Below are 13,934 nucleotides of genomic sequence, written 5' to 3'. Positions count from 1 at the left end.
TGTCCTGTCACTTCTCGGTGTCAGACACCCAGGTGCCGGGATAGCCAGGAGCAGTACGGACAGCCCGCGCCGTCCAACGGGTACCCGCAGCCGGGTACACCGCGACCGCAGGGGCGGGATGACACTGCCGCGCCCCGAACTACGGTCCCCCGCCGGTTGGCTCCGGGATGGCCGCCCCGGGAAGTCGGCAACAGCCCGTCGTGCCGGGACCCGGGAACCAGTGGAACCCGCAGCAATTTCCGTCTGGTGAGGACAATGCCGGACGGATCGCACTGATCGGTCCGGGCACTAGGCTGATGCCTCGGGGTGGAGAACCCCGTTATCGGAGGAGTTTCGGTTGTCGGTGAATCATCTCGATGGTGAACCCGTTGCGCTCGAGACGGGTCGGGTGTTCGACCAGGCCCGAGCCGAGGCAGCGGTCCGCGAACTGCTGATCGCCATCGGTGAGAACCCCGACCGTCCCGGACTGATCGATACACCGGCCCGCGTCGCGCGCTCCTACCGCGAGGTGTTCGCCGGTCTCTACACCGACCCGGACGACGTCCTGAGCACGACGTTCGACGAGGCGCACCAGGAACTCGTCCTCGTCCGCGACATACCGCTGTACTCCACGTGTGAGCACCACCTGGTGTCGTTCCACGGGGTCGCCCACGTCGGCTACATTCCCGGCTCCACGGGTCGGATCACCGGGCTGTCGAAGATCGCCCGGGTCGTCGACCTCTACGCAAAACGCCCGCAGGTCCAGGAGCGGCTGACCAGTCAGATCGCCGACGCCGTGATGCGCAAGCTCGACCCGCGCGGCGCGATCGTCGTGATCGAGGCCGAACACCTGTGCATGGCGATGCGCGGAATCCGCAAGCCGGGGGCGAGCACGACCACGTCGGCGGTCCGGGGACTTCTGCAGTCCAGTGCCGCCGCGCGCGCCGAGGCTCTGGACCTCATCCTGCGCACGTGACCATGCTCGAGTTGCCGAAGCCCGGGCGCACCGTCGTCTTGGGTGTACCGAACGTGACCACCGACTCGTTCTCCGACGGCGGCCGCTTCCTCGACCGGGACGCGGTGTCGACGTCGTCGACGTCGGCGGGAGTCGGCACCGCGCATGAGGGTGGATGCTCGTTTGACACCGTGAGCCGGCCGGGGGCGGCGGCGATCGGGGGAACTGGTTAGGGTGCGCGTCGTCATGTTGGTCGGGTGCTCGGGGTGCTGGTGGCGTCGATTGAGCGGACCGCGTATCCGCGGTTCAAGCGGTTGGTCTCGGCTCGGGAGCTGACAGAGGCATTCACGCCGACTGCCGACGAGGCCGGGTGGGCGCGGGGGCGTACGCAGACCGAGCGGAATCTGCTCGGGTTGATTGTGCTACTCGAGTGTTACCAGCGTCTGGGGTATTTCCCGAAACTGGTCGACGTTCCCGTCGCGGTGGTCGATCACATTCGTGGCGGGTTGGAGTTGGCCGAGGATGTCACGGCCGCGTATCGGACGCTTGGCGCCACCGCGAGTTCATGCGAGGGCGGCTCGGGGTGGTGTACGAGCCGATGAGGGTGCGGCAGGTGGCCGACACGGCGATCCGAAAGGCGAGCGACCTGGTCCTCGAGGACGGCCGCCCGGTCCTCAAGCGCCGCAAGGGCGCCGACCGGAGCCCGACCGGATCGGTGGGTGCCGCAGCGCGGCGCAATGCACCTCGCGGCTGGTCTCGAAACCGCCCGGCAGATCATCCTCCGGGTTGCTCCACCCGGCCGCGCCCTCGACGTAGATCTCGCGGCGACCCAACGCATCCCGCAACGCGACACACACAGCTCGCACGGAATCCGTTCCGTACGACCACCTCGGCCCGCGCCGGCGTAGCGGTGCAGCAGCTCGAGCGCCTGCATAACCGGCCGGTAGGCGGTGGTGTTGCAGCGAAACGTCAACGCCGCCGAAAACGGTGGCAGCACCCGACGGTAGTGATTGGATTGCGACCCGCGCAGCACGGTGTGCTTGGGACTCCCGGTCAGGTCGAGACGACGACCAGCTTCAGGCTGGTCATTTCCTCGAGGGCGTATCCCGGTCCCTCCCGGCCGATCCCGCTGTCACGAATACCGCCGTACGGTAGCTGGTCGAGCCGGAAGTTCGAGGACTTGTTCACCAGGACAGTCCCTGCGACGAGTCTCTCGGTCGCCTGGGCGGCTACCTGCAGGGAGCTTGTGAAGACCGCCGACTGCAGTCCGTAGTCGGTCGAGTTCGCCCGCTCGAAAGCCTCGTCGAGGCTTGTGTAGGTGCTGACGTACACCACGGGGGCAAAGACCTCGTCTGCGTCGAGGGCACAGTGGGTGCCGTGGGACCGGATCACCGTCGGCGTGATCACGGGGCCTTCCCGCCGGCCCCCGACAAGCACCTCTGCTCCCTGCTCGACGGCGTCTTGGATCATCCGCTCGACCCGTTCTCCCGAGGCCAGATTCACCACCGGTCCGACGTCGGTGGCGGGGTCGAGGGGGTCCCCGATGGTCAGCCCCGCGACCGCGGCACAGAGGGTGGGTATGAACTGGTCGGCGACGGCCTCGTGCACGAGAATGCGCTGGACCGAGTTGCAGCTCTGGCCGGCGTTGCGGAAACCTCCGACGACGAGTTCCTGCACCGCCTGTGCCAGGTCGGCGTCACTGTGCACGATGTTGGGCGAGTTTCCGCCCAGCTCGAGTGTCACGGGTTTCAGCGGCGCCTGCCGGGCCAGGGCCTCACCTGCCGCGACGCCCCCGGTGAATGTCACCAGCGCGATCCGACGGTCCCCCGCCAGGGCAAGCGCGGTCTGCGCGCCTCCGGGCATCACGTTGACAGCGGCCGGAGGGAACCCGGCCTCCGCCATCAGCTCGGCGAGCATGAACGAGGTCAGAGGAGCGGCGGGCGACGGCTTGAGCACCAAGGAGTTCCCTCCGGCCAGCGCCGGCCCGAGCTTGTGCAGGCTCAGGTTGAGGGGCGCATTGAAGGGCGTTATCGCTGCCACCACACCGACCGGCACCCGACGTACGACGGCCCGGATATGCTCCCCACCGGGAATCTGGTCGGGGATCGGCGAGTGAACGGTCATCGACTCGACCGCGGCCGCCGACAGGCGCAGCGTCCAGACACCGCGATCCGCTTCCCGGCGGGTATCTCTGATCACTTTCCCTGTCTGCCGGGTGATCGTTCGCGCGAACTCCTCCGCGCGCGCCTCGAGCATATCGGCGGCCGTACGCAGGAGCTCGGCCCGGCGATGGACAGGCAGCGCCGCTACCTGGCACTGTGCCTCGACAGATGACTCCAGGAGCTTGCTGAAATCCTCCTCCGAGGTCGGGCAAACGCGTGCCACCGGCTGCTCCGACACCGGACCCACCAGAGGCTCGCACCTGCTCTCGTCGACGTGGTAGCTGCCACCGATAAGCGGTCCTACCAGGGGAAGACCGCGCTCGTCGGTGTTCATGCGTCCACGCGCGAGAGGATCGCGCGTCGCAGCTCGCCGGAACCGAACGCCGGCGCAACTCTCTCCCACCATTCCGTGTTGCGAATGGCGAGCCACTCGGGGGAATCGATTAGCTCCGGCGCGGCAATGTCCCACACGTTGAGGAACGAGGTCGCAGACGTGATCGACTCGTAGCCCGCGACCGCCTGGACACCGGCCATGCCGCACTGACGCACGAAGTGTTCCTCGTCGAGCCAGCGCCGAAACTCCGCTACCCACTCCTCGGACGGTGACAATTGGACGACGAAAAGGTGCGCCGAAGGTCTGGCCGAGGTTGGTCCGACGGCCGACCGGCGGGTTCCGCTGGTCGGGCGCGTCGCCAGACCCCGAGCCGAGGCGGCCTCGGACAGGGCCTTGATCCCGGACTCGACGATCTGGGGGTCTCCGGCACCGCGCGCGCCTTGAGTGGGGTACAGAAAGAGCCTGCTCTCGTCGCCGGCGACGTCGTGGTAGTGATGGACCCCGGAGCGGAGTAGGTCACCGGCTGCACCGGCAGCGTGCGTTGCGGCCTCGTCGATGATCGCCGCGGCGGTGGCAGCGTCCAGCGCTGGCCGGACGGCGACCTCCACGATGTCGACTCGGGTGTCTTGCTGATGTGACATTTGCGATGCCTCCTGGTAATCAGCGGAACGTGGGCGCGGGCGCGGGCAGCGGTGGCAGGTCCCACGATCCCGCGGTCGGAGCCACGACGCTCGCGTCCACGCGGACGTCGAGCACAACGGGTCGCTGCAGCGCCAGCGCTTCCTCTACCCGGCCGGCGAAGTCCTGAGCGCGCTCCACCCGGAGACCGACCGCTCCCATCGATTCCGCCATCGCGGCGTAGTCCGGGCTCGTCGGTTCGCCCGTCCGGGCGTCCTTGAACCTCGTGGCGATCTCACGGTCCGCCCCGAAGAATCCTTTCTGCTGGCCGTAGATGGCCCCGTAGGCGAGGTCGTTCCAGACGACCCACACGACCGGCAACCCGTACTCGACCGCGGTTGCGACCGCGTTGGCGTGCATGAGGAAGCCTCCGTCGCCGCACACGGTCAGGACCCTGCGGTCCGGGGCGGCGAACTGCGCGCCGAGTGCGCCGGCGACACCGAACCCCATCGCAGCGAAGCCCCACGCCTGAAGGAAGCGGCCATTCTTCGGCGGTTGGAAGTTCTGCACCATCCAGTTGTGGTGTTGCCCCACGTCGGCGAGGACGTGAGCGTCGTCGGGGACCACCCGGTTCAGCTGTGCCACCAGAAAGTCGGGGCGGATAGGGGTCGAGGCGTCGCGCCGACCTGCTTCGAGGTGCGACTCCCAGCGCCGCCTCCAGGCATGGGCCTGGTCGCGCCAGGGCGCGGTGCGTGTCCGCACATCCTGAGCTTTGTCGTCCAACGCCTCGTCGATCTGCGCCAGTACCGCCGGGATCGAACCGATCACCGGCACGTCCGGCACGAAGTTCCTGCCGATCTCCTGCGGGTCGATCTCCACGTGAATGAGCTTGCTGCGCGCCATGTCGTAGGTCATCCCGGGGATCCACGAACTTGTGGAGCGGTCGTCGAAGCGGGTGCCCAACGCGAGGATGACGTCACCCTCTCTGGCCGCCGAGTTGGACGCGAACGTGCCGTTTCGGCCGGTCGGCCCGAGACACAGCTCGTGGTCTTCCGGGAGTGCGCCCTTCGCGATCGGTGTCGTGAGCACCGGGATACCGAACTTTTCGGCGAAACGCCGCAGCTGGTCCTCGGCGCGCGCCAGCAGGACGCCGTTTCCGGCGACGATGACCGGGCGCTCCGCCCCTAGCAGGAGCTCGCACGCTTGGGCGATGCGGGCCACGTCGCCCGCACCGCCGAACTGGGACTGCGCGAGCCATTCCTGCCGGGGCGGTGTGACGGCGTCGGTCTCCTCGACGAAGACGTCCAAGGGCACGTCGATGTGGACGGGTCCGGGGCGACCGGCCATTGTGAGCGCGTACGCCTGCTGCATGATGAGCGGCAGCATCTCCGGCCGATAGGCCTGGAAGGTTCGCTTGACGTAGGGCCGCATGACGTTGCTGAAGTCACCCTGGAAGTACCGCCCGGACTCCTGGAACGGGCCCCGGTTGAACTGCGAGGTCGGCACGTTGCCCGTGATGGCAAGGAACGCGGAAGAGTCCTGGAAGGCGGACGCCACAGACATCGCCAGGTTCACCGATCCGGGGCCGCACGAGGTGTACGTCGCGACGGGACGGCCGGCCACCCGGTAGTAGGCGTCCGCCATGAACCCCGCGACCCTCTCGTCGTGGGTGGTGATCGTGGTGAACTCGTCCTGTCTGTCGTACGCCGCGTCGAGGAGGCCCAGGATCCCGTGGCCGCAGACGCCGAACATGTACGGAACCTTTTCGCGGATCAGGTAGTCGAGGATGATCTCCGCGCCCTTGGTCATGACATTCTCTTTCTTTTGGTGAATGAACTGTCTTCGCGCCTCATGCGCTGAGAACCTCCTTGAGCGCGGGGCCGGGCCCCTCGAAGTCGGACCGAGTCCTGATGAACTTTTTCGAGAGCGCGCGTCGGACCTGAGCGAAATCCGCGGCCCGCCCCAGACAGTCGGCGGCGACCAGCACGTCATTGCGGAAGTGCAGCACGGTGAAGCTGGTCCCGTCCTCGTCGCCCAGCACGAGCAGATCGTCCGCGGTGTCCGAGATCCCTACGGTCTGGAGCTTCAAAGCTCCCTGGTCCGACCAGAACCATGGCACCTCGCGTCCCGCCTCAGGCAGGTCGAGCAGGGTCCTGGCGGCGGCCTTTCCCTGAACGTTGGCGTTGTGCACCGAGCCGATATGCTGGTTCCCAGGGCCGACTGGGTTGAAGGAGTGCACGGTGCAGTCGCCGGCCGCCACCACGCGGCCGTCACTCGTCGCAGCCCTCTCGTCCACCACCACACCGCCGCTCACAGCCAGTCCCATCTGCCGCGCGAGCGAGGTGTTCGGGATGATCCCGACGCCGACGAGGACGACGTCGGCGGGAAGGACCGTTCCGTCGTCGAGATGGACGCCAAGACGGCCACCTGGCCGCCTGCCGAACCGCTCGACGCAGGAGTCGAACAGGAAGCGCACGCCTGCTTCCTGGTGGTGACGGGTGATCGCACGGGAGACCACCGGCGAGACGGATCGCGCCACCACGCGGTCGGACGCCTCCACAATGGTGACGTCGATGCCTGCCGAACAGGCGAGAGCGGCCGCCTCGAGTCCCACGAAACCTGCACCGACGACGACGAGACGATGCGCGCTCGACAACGCTTCCCCGAACGCCGTGGCGTCGCCGATTGTCCTCATGTAGTGAACCTCGGGAGCGTCGGCGCCGGGGACGCCGATGCGGCGGACGGTGGATCCCGTCGCGAGTGCCAGTCGGTCGAACTCGACCACCCGTCCGTCGCTCAGGCGGGCCTGGCCCGCGCCCAGCTCGACCCGGGTGACGGCCACACTCGTCATCAGGTCGATCTTCTGCTCGTCGAAGAACTCCGACCGCCGCAGCCACAGGTGGTCGTGTCCGGTGTCCGGGCGCAGCAGGCTCTTGGACAGCGGAGGTCGGCTGTAGGGCAGGCAGGGCTCGTCCCCGACCATGGTGATCGGCCCTGTGTGTCCCAGAGAGCGGAGTGAGCTGGCGATCTCGGTTCCGGCCTGCCCGGTGCCGACGACGAGGATGCGGTCCATGTCACTGCTCCAGGGGCAGGTGGACGACGAGGCCGTCGAGCTGGTCGGTCAACCGGATTTGGCACGACAGTCTGCTGTACTCGCGCCGGTCCGCCATGGTGCCTTCGAGCATGTCGTCCTCCTCTGCCGACGCGGGCCCGCTCACCTGGTGCCGCCACCCTTCGTCGACGTAGACGTGGCAGCTGGCGCACGCCAGAGAACCGCCGCAGTCGCCGACTATGCCGTCGACCGTGTTGTCGAGTGCGGTCTCCATGACCGAGCGACCGACCTGGGTATCGACGGTGGTCTTCACGCCGGCGGCGTCGACGAAGGTGATGGACGGCATGGGTCCTCCTCGGGTTGGTGGTGGGCTGGGGGAACGTCAGATCATCAACATGCCGCCGTTGACGTCCAACGTGGCGCCGGTGGTGAAACCTGCGGCCTCCGAGGCGAGGTAGGCGACTGCGGCAGCAATCTCCGCGGGTCGACCGAATCGCCCGACGGGAAGCCGCCGGCGGTAGTCGTCATTGAGGGCGGTGTCCGACTCTGCGGCCATGAGAGACTCCACCCTTCCCGGAGCGATCGCGTTGACGGTGATGCCGAACTCCGCGTTTTCGATGGCCAGGGACCTCGTCAAGCCGAGCAGGCCCGCTTTCGAGGCCGCATAGTGGGTCCCGGGCACCTTGCTGGCCGTCCGGGCGGCCATGGAGGAGATGTTGACGATGCGCCCCCACCCTTCGGCCCTCATCTGCGGAAGCGCCCACTGGCACAGGCGAAAAGGCGCCGTGAGGTTGATCGTGAACACCTGCTCCCATTCGTCGCCTGAGATCTCGGTCGAGGGCAAAGCGAAACCGTTCACCTTGGGAGAGATCGCAGCGTTGTTGACGAGGACGGCGAGCGTCCCCAGCGTACGAACGGCCTTCGACAGCTCCCCGGGAAGCTCGACGTCGGCGACGGACCGTGGGACGGCGGCCATGCGTTCGTGCGCGTTCTCCATCTCGGTGAGGGTGGGGGCGTCCACGTCCACGGCGACGACCCCGTACCCGTCGTCGAGCAGGCGCTCGCTGATTGCTCGGCCCATCCCGTTCGCGGCCCCTGTGACCACGGCGACAGGGGTCTTCTCTGGCTTCGTCAGCATCGCACTCCTTCTGTATACAAATGGATACCACAGGCTTCGATTGGACTCAAGCGGTGCGCTCAATCGAGGCGTCAAGCGTGCCGATCAATGTATACAGTAGTATACTGATGCGAAGTGGGGGGCAAGTCGAATGCGTCTACGGTCCTGGCCGACCGTCAAATTCCCGTGCCTGGCCAGTGCTCCGCAGGGATGGGACCGCCGGCCTGACGGGCCACCCAGTGGACAGCCGCAGCGCCCGACCGTCGTGGTGATCGGGCGGTTTTCCGGGCCTTGGATCGGTGACCAACTAGCCGCTATGGAGGAACCCCTCCACGATTGTCGGAGGAAGCTCACTTGCAGTACTCCACTCCACTCCGGTGAGGTGTTGCCTGAGTCCACGCTCGAGCTAGTTGGCATCCTGCGCCGCTGAGGCGATCACATGGGCGAGTTCGGTCGGCTTGGTGAGCATGGCGCCGTGGCCGCAATCGATCTCCACGGCCTGGGTGGTGTGGGTGGCGAATTCACGCTGCAGCGCGGGCGAGAACGACTTGTCTTGGAGGGTGATCACGTAGGTGGACGGATGTTGCTGCCAGCCGAGCCTGGTGACCGGCTCGGCGAGGGTGGCCACTGCGTGCGGGCCGAGGGCGTCGAGGGTGGGGGATGCGTCTTCGTCGGTGGCGTCGTTGAACAGGTTGGCCTTGGCGCCGTCGCGGGTAAGGGTGGCGGTGCCGTCGTCCCCTGCCTTCATCGCGCTACCGAGGTCGCCGGGTTCGGGATCCCGGGCGAGCAGGGTGCTCACCGACTCGCCTTGCCCGGGGAGGGCGGCGCACACGTAGACGAGTGCGGCGACGTCGTCATTGTCGGCCGATGCTTCGGTGATGACGACGCCGGCGTAGGAGTGCCCTACCAGCACGGCCGGTGCATCCATGCCTTTGAGGGCGTCGCGGACGGCCTGGGCATCGGCGGCGAGGGTCGCGCCCGGGGCGCGGCTGGGCAGGTTGATCGCGGTCGCGGGCACACCGAGTGCGTCGAGTTCGGCAATCACCCGGTCCCAGATCCAGGCTCCGGTGAAGGCTCCGTGTACCAGTAGTACCGGTGTGGTCATCAGGTGGTCCCTTTCTGTGGAGTGATACTCCGCGTATATCTCGATGGCCTGCTCGTCGGCAGATCCGGACCAAATCCAGTGCGGTATCGGCACGTTGATACCGCGCGCTGTTGCGGTGCACGCATTCGAGCGCAGACCTACCCGGCGACCTGTTCGGCGCCGGGCAGGTCGCGATTCCCGCGTTCCTGCGTTCCGGCGTTCAGGGAGCTTGACCGACCCCGTTCCCCCTCGCGGGTCGGGAAAACGGGGTTCCGACAAGCAGTTTCCTTTTGATCCGCTCGACCACGCTCCAAATCCAGTGTTCGAGACGTGGTGTCGTGCCCGCAGGGTGAGAAATCCCGAAAGGTCCACGACTGCAAGGGTCTCGATGCGGTACCGCCGAGCCGCTCATCGACCGGACGGTGCCGGCGCGGTGTCCATCGCCACCCCCGGAGTGCAACGACCGTATCGGTCTGGCCGACGGGGTGACAACCCCCGCGGTAGGCGTGGGGTAAGACCCCACCCCGATGGCATCCCAGGGAGGACGGCTTCCTACTGCCAACGAATTCATACAGAGGACACCGTGCCGGCGAGCCGGTTCAGCTGGCGAACGTGAACTGCGCCTTGTAGATCTCGTGCGGCAGGGCGTTGAGGATCTCCTCGAGTTGCTTCTGCGAGTCGATTTCGTCCCAGGAGAACTTGGTCAGGCCACGTTCCATGTCGAGGTGACCCTTTACGGCACCATCCATCGTCGCCTGGAAGTCGCCACGGGCCTGACCGCCGCGCCAGTTCTCATCGGCCCATGCGATCCCGGCTCCGGTGAGCGTCTGCTCCTTGGCCCAGAACTCCATCCCCGGAAAGTCTTCGAAGATCGCGCCATTATAGGCCCGGATGATGTTCAGCCGGCCCTGGAGGCGAACCGAGCGCGATGCATCGCCGAGATAGCGGTAGGCGTGGGGGATGTATTCCTCGGCGGACACGAACGCCGCGTCGGCGCCGAAGGGCATGATCTCGCGGACTGCCGCCGGTACGTTCTCCTTGGACGGGTCGATGACACGGTCCACACCGAGAGACATCGCGTAGTCCTGCCGGATCTTGGTGGGCTCGACCACCGCGATCTTGCCCAGTCCCGACGCCGCGGCCCACTGAAGTGCGCTGCCCGCGTAGTCGTCGAGCCCGAAGAAGACGACGTTGTCGCCTGTGGTGATGCCGGAGTGACGCATGTGTCGGGTGCCGACGGAGAAGGGTTCGATGTTCGCGGTGCCCGAGACGGTCAGTTCCGCGGGAACCGGGCGCCAGCGATATGCCGGCGCGGCGAAAAGGTCCGCGAACAACCCGAAGGGCTGACCGGCGGGTCCGGTGAAGCACGCTCGGCGAAGACCGCCGTTGCACAGGTCACAGCAGCCGCATCCGAGCGTCGGGTCGTAGACGGCCTTGTCGCCGACCGACCAGCCCTCGACGTTCGATCCGATCGCTTGCACGACACCGACGCCCTCGTGTCCGAGGGTGCATCCGGCGAGCTCGTGCCCCCACAGGCCGTGGTACATGTGCAGTTCCGAGAAGCAGAAGGACACCGCCAGCGGTCGGACCAGGACGTCGTCCGGTCCTACCTCGGGTTCGGGGATGTTCTCGATGGTGACCTGTTTGGGGCCGCGGAAGATCATGGCTTTCATGGATTTCTCCTTATGTACCGAGGTTGTGATGTACCGAGGTTGTGGGTCGAGGAACCGTCACCGGTTGTCTTCGGCGATGAGTTCGGCCGCGATCCAGGCCATGGCCTGGGTCGGGGCGTTGTTGTTGCCGGACGGCATGGCGGGAAAGACGGAGGCGTCGACGACCCGCAGGCCGGTGGTGCCGCGCACCCGAAGGCGGCCGTCGACCACGTCGTCGTCGTCGGGGCCGATCGCACAGGTGCCCAGCGTGTGGTAGCCGGTGCCACCGTTGTTGATGGCGTAGTCCGCGATGTCGGCGTCGTCGGTGAGCGTGGGGCCGGGAGCGACTTCGGCCTCGAGGTAATCGGCAAACGGCTTTGTCGCGGCGATCTCGCGTGCTTTGGCGACCGCCTTGGCCATCAGCTGCCGGTCGTGCTCGGTGGCAAGGAAGTTCGGGATGATCCGTGGGGTGTCGGTCACCGCGGGGCCGGTGATGTGGATGGAGCCGGCGCTGGTCGGGAACATGGGGAAGGTGAGGAACATGCCCCCGGAGAACTTGTCGACCACCATCCGCCCGGTGGTGGGGTTGACCCCAGAGGTTGAGATAGGGGTAAAGAAACTCTGGGTGTCCGGCCCGGGCGATGCGGGGTCGGACTTGTACATGGCGACGAGGTTGTAGCCGCCGTACGAGATGACGCCGTCGCGGGTGAACAGGTACTTGAACCCGGTCCACAGCTGCTTGACGGCGCTGTTGATCTGCTGGTTGAAGCCGGCGGTCCCCTTGAGTCGGAACTGCAGCAGGATGCCGCGATGCTCGCGGAGGTTCTCGCCCACCTTCGGGCTCTCGACGAGCACGGGCACTCCGGCGGCCCGGAGTACCTCCGGGGCGCCGATGCCGCTGCGTTCGAGGAGCAGAGGGCTTTCCAGCGAGCCCGCGCACACGAGCACTTCTTTGTTCGCCGTGAAGGAGACCTTCCGGCCTCTGCTGTTCGCTTCGACACCCGAGGCCCGGGTCCCGGTGAACGTGATCCGGGCTACCTCGGTGCGGTCCAATACGGTGACGTTCTTGCGGCGACGCGCGCCGCGCAGGAAGGCGCGCGCGGCGCTCACCCGGGTTCCTCGCTTGACGTTCGACGTGACGTAACCGACGCGGTCGTCGCCGGTGCTGTTCATGTCCTCGGTGTAGGAGACGCCGAGCCGGCCGAGCGACATCACCAGTGCGTCGCTGACCTCCTCCCGCGGCTTGGCCACCGTGATGTCGACCGGCCCGTACCCGCCCCGGACGGTGCTGCCACCGAGTTCGTGCTTTTCCAGCGCCCGGAACGCGTCGAGGAAGCGCTGCCAGTTCCAGCCCTTGTTCCCGGCCTCTTCCCACGCGTCGTAGGCTGGCGCCCAGCCACGGTTCCACACCAAGCCGTTGACCGTCGTCGAACCACCGATGATGCTTCCTCGATGCCACGTGTCGACGTTGCCGTCTCCGTAGGGCTCGGTCTGGAAGAACTTCGAGAACTTGCGGTTATTCATCGTGAAGTAGAAGCCCTTGGGCACCAGGTGGATCGGGTTCCGATCAGACCCGCCCGCCTCGAGAACGAGGACCGTCTTGTGTGGGTCCCGGCTGAGCCGCTCAGCCAGCACTGATCCCGCCGCTCCGCTCCCCACGATGATGTAGTCGAAATTGTTCATGCCGTGTCCTTTACGAAAGTGCTGTGACGAAAGTGATTCGGGGTGTGTGCAGGTGTGCGGCCCCCGTGCCCGTCGAGTGCCGAGGCCGACGGTTCCGCTGCCGCGGTCTCGGCTGCATGGGCGGGCACTGTCCACGATGACGGGGGCGCCGACGGAGTCAGGTATCGGATTGCCCATAACTAAGGCTGGCGCACAAACCAATCCAGAATTCTCGGTGTGGTCGGTGCCCCCCGCCCGACCGGCGGGGGCACACGATGGCCCTGTTCCGCTTGAGATTCGCGACAAACGAACGCTGCGATGGCCACACGGCCGCGATCAGGCCGATGATCTGGAATGCGCCCGCCTAGGCGGAAGGCGTTCCGATACCGTTGCGGTGGCCGGCGGGAATCCATGGTGGAGGAGGCGTAGGCGACCGAGACGGTGAGCACGGCGGCCGTCGGAGCGGTGATCGGCGCGAGCGCGATCGGATGGCACCCGGCATGGTCACCGGTTCCTGTCGTCGGGCGTGCAAGCATGGGTGGCGGCACGCGGGCCGCACCGGGGTCAGCGCGGCCGGAACGGCCGCACGACCTCGGCCACCTCGTCGGCCGTCACGACCTCCTCCGGGGAGAGCTTGGTCACCTTCGGCAGCGCGGCCTCGTAGAGGTTTTCGCCGATCAGTCGGCCCTGCGAGTCGTAGTCCCAGAACATGCACAGTGGCCGGGTGACGGCGTAGTGGGCGGCGGGGTCGTCGACCTCGGTGCCCAGCTCGATGAGCTTCTCGCCCTCGATCGTCAGCTTGATCGTGTTGAACGCGGCGAAGCCCCAGTCGGCCACCGCCAGGCGTTCGTCGGCCATGGTGATGACGCCGTCGTTGAGCCGACCGTAGAAGCCGCGCACCGCATCCGCGCCGTCGATGACCACGGCCTCGTCGGCGCCGTCGAGACGTGCCCGGTACACCGGGTGCTCGATCGTCCGATCGGTGGCGAGCAGCTCGTCGAGGTCGCCGGTGAGCTCGAAGGCGGCGTGGTGCAGGTAGTTGTACAGGATGCCCTTGCGGCGTGGGTCCTGCTCGGTGTCGGCGGCCTTCTGGATGTTGGCCAGCCAGTCGTGGGTTTCTTGCAGGAACTTCTTCATCGAGCTTCCTCTCGGGTGATGGGTGAGGTGAAAGGGGATCGCGGCAAATGTTGATATTGAACTAGGCGATTAAAATTCTACATTAGCCCCATGTGATTTCTAGCACAAGGCAAATGGAGTGGTCAAGTAGATGCCGGCGAGTGTCGGTGACTGGAGATTTCTGTGGATGATGTTGTGCGACA

Annotated in this window: 12 protein-coding genes and 1 pseudogene; 3 read left to right on the top strand and 10 right to left on the bottom strand. The window is 66.7% G+C overall.

The window, feature by feature from the left end; translation table 11 throughout:
* Positions 1 to 343: 343 nt before the first annotated feature.
* From folE to ACFTZB_RS00815, 3 genes and pseudogenes are all read left to right on the top strand, one after another.
* Entirely contained in the window at positions 344 to 955 is a 612-nt protein-coding gene (gene folE / locus ACFTZB_RS00825; RefSeq protein ID WP_378429649.1) for a GTP cyclohydrolase I FolE, read from the top strand.
* A 2-nt stretch (positions 956 to 957) separates the two neighbouring features.
* Positions 958 to 1,063 (top strand): annotated as a pseudogene (locus ACFTZB_RS00820) (dihydropteroate synthase); the annotation flags it as partial.
* A 128-nt stretch (positions 1,064 to 1,191) separates the two neighbouring features.
* Positions 1,192 to 1,536 carry a DUF4158 domain-containing protein gene (locus tag ACFTZB_RS00815; RefSeq protein ID WP_378429648.1) on the top strand — a complete coding sequence of 115 codons (345 nt, stop codon included), beginning with the start codon at positions 1,192 to 1,194 and terminating at the stop codon, positions 1,534 to 1,536.
* A gap of 451 nt (positions 1,537 to 1,987) precedes the next feature.
* Here the strand turns inward: ACFTZB_RS00815 and ACFTZB_RS00810 are convergent, their stop codons facing one another.
* From ACFTZB_RS00810 to ACFTZB_RS00765, 10 genes are all read right to left on the bottom strand, one after another.
* Positions 1,988 to 3,430, bottom strand: a complete 1,443-nt coding sequence (locus ACFTZB_RS00810; protein WP_378429647.1) for an aldehyde dehydrogenase family protein — start codon at positions 3,428 to 3,430, stop codon at positions 1,988 to 1,990.
* The gene (locus ACFTZB_RS00805) at positions 3,427 to 4,071 is read right to left on the bottom strand and encodes a hypothetical protein (RefSeq protein WP_378429646.1); all 645 of its coding nucleotides are present in this window, start codon (positions 4,069 to 4,071) and stop codon (positions 3,427 to 3,429) included. Before ACFTZB_RS00805 ends, ACFTZB_RS00810 begins: the two co-directional genes overlap by 4 nt.
* Before the next feature lie 19 nt (positions 4,072 to 4,090).
* A complete protein-coding gene (locus tag ACFTZB_RS00800) occupies positions 4,091 to 5,857 on the bottom strand; it encodes a thiamine pyrophosphate-binding protein (protein ID WP_378429645.1) in 1,767 nt (588 codons plus the stop codon).
* 40 nt (positions 5,858 to 5,897) lie between these two features.
* Positions 5,898 to 7,121 carry an NAD(P)/FAD-dependent oxidoreductase gene (locus ACFTZB_RS00795; protein ID WP_378429644.1) on the bottom strand — a complete coding sequence of 408 codons (1,224 nt, stop codon included), beginning with the start codon at positions 7,119 to 7,121 and terminating at the stop codon, positions 5,898 to 5,900.
* 1 nt (position 7,122) lies between these two features.
* Positions 7,123 to 7,446 (bottom strand): 2Fe-2S iron-sulfur cluster-binding protein, encoded by a 324-nt coding sequence (locus tag ACFTZB_RS00790; RefSeq protein WP_378429643.1) that lies wholly within the window; start codon positions 7,444 to 7,446, stop codon positions 7,123 to 7,125.
* Positions 7,447 to 7,482: 36 nt separating this feature from the next.
* Positions 7,483 to 8,238: an SDR family oxidoreductase gene (locus ACFTZB_RS00785; RefSeq protein WP_378429642.1), complete on the bottom strand. Its 756-nt coding sequence runs from the start codon at positions 8,236 to 8,238 to the stop codon at positions 7,483 to 7,485.
* Positions 8,239 to 8,623: 385 nt separating this feature from the next.
* Positions 8,624 to 9,322 carry an alpha/beta fold hydrolase gene (locus tag ACFTZB_RS00780; protein WP_378429641.1) on the bottom strand — a complete coding sequence of 233 codons (699 nt, stop codon included), beginning with the start codon at positions 9,320 to 9,322 and terminating at the stop codon, positions 8,624 to 8,626.
* A 578-nt stretch (positions 9,323 to 9,900) separates the two neighbouring features.
* Positions 9,901 to 10,974, bottom strand: coding sequence for a zinc-binding dehydrogenase (locus ACFTZB_RS00775; protein WP_378429640.1), 1,074 nt, complete (start codon positions 10,972 to 10,974; stop codon positions 9,901 to 9,903).
* A gap of 57 nt (positions 10,975 to 11,031) precedes the next feature.
* Positions 11,032 to 12,636, bottom strand: a complete 1,605-nt coding sequence (locus ACFTZB_RS00770; RefSeq protein ID WP_378429639.1) for a GMC family oxidoreductase — start codon at positions 12,634 to 12,636, stop codon at positions 11,032 to 11,034.
* Positions 12,637 to 13,179: 543 nt separating this feature from the next.
* Positions 13,180 to 13,752 (bottom strand): hypothetical protein, encoded by a 573-nt coding sequence (locus ACFTZB_RS00765; RefSeq protein WP_378429638.1) that lies wholly within the window; start codon positions 13,750 to 13,752, stop codon positions 13,180 to 13,182.
* Positions 13,753 to 13,934 lie beyond the last annotated feature (182 nt).

This window comes from Rhodococcus sp. NPDC057014 (assembly GCF_042673295.1).
In the GTDB taxonomy this organism is placed as follows: Bacteria; Actinomycetota; Actinomycetes; order Mycobacteriales; family Mycobacteriaceae; genus Rhodococcus_F.
The sequence above is the reverse complement of the archived record's forward strand: the minus strand, read 5'-3'. Positions and strand labels throughout refer to the sequence as shown.

Coding starts and splice junctions, on each gene's coding strand:
- ACFTZB_RS00790 (WP_378429643.1), bottom strand. CDS start 7,446: ATGCCGTCCATCACCTTCGTCGACGCCGCCGGCGTGAAGACCACCGTC.
- ACFTZB_RS00780 (WP_378429641.1), bottom strand. CDS start 9,322: ATGACCACACCGGTACTACTGGTACACGGAGCCTTCACCGGAGCCTGG.
- ACFTZB_RS00810 (WP_378429647.1), bottom strand. CDS start 3,430: ATGAACACCGACGAGCGCGGTCTTCCCCTGGTAGGACCGCTTATCGGT.
- ACFTZB_RS00805 (WP_378429646.1), bottom strand. CDS start 4,071: ATGTCACATCAGCAAGACACCCGAGTCGACATCGTGGAGGTCGCCGTC.
- ACFTZB_RS00795 (WP_378429644.1), bottom strand. CDS start 7,121: ATGGACCGCATCCTCGTCGTCGGCACCGGGCAGGCCGGAACCGAGATC.
- ACFTZB_RS00800 (WP_378429645.1), bottom strand. CDS start 5,857: ATGACCAAGGGCGCGGAGATCATCCTCGACTACCTGATCCGCGAAAAG.
- ACFTZB_RS00770 (WP_378429639.1), bottom strand. CDS start 12,636: ATGAACAATTTCGACTACATCATCGTGGGGAGCGGAGCGGCGGGATCA.
- ACFTZB_RS00785 (WP_378429642.1), bottom strand. CDS start 8,238: ATGCTGACGAAGCCAGAGAAGACCCCTGTCGCCGTGGTCACAGGGGCC.
- ACFTZB_RS00775 (WP_378429640.1), bottom strand. CDS start 10,974: ATGAAAGCCATGATCTTCCGCGGCCCCAAACAGGTCACCATCGAGAAC.
- ACFTZB_RS00765 (WP_378429638.1), bottom strand. CDS start 13,752: ATGAAGAAGTTCCTGCAAGAAACCCACGACTGGCTGGCCAACATCCAG.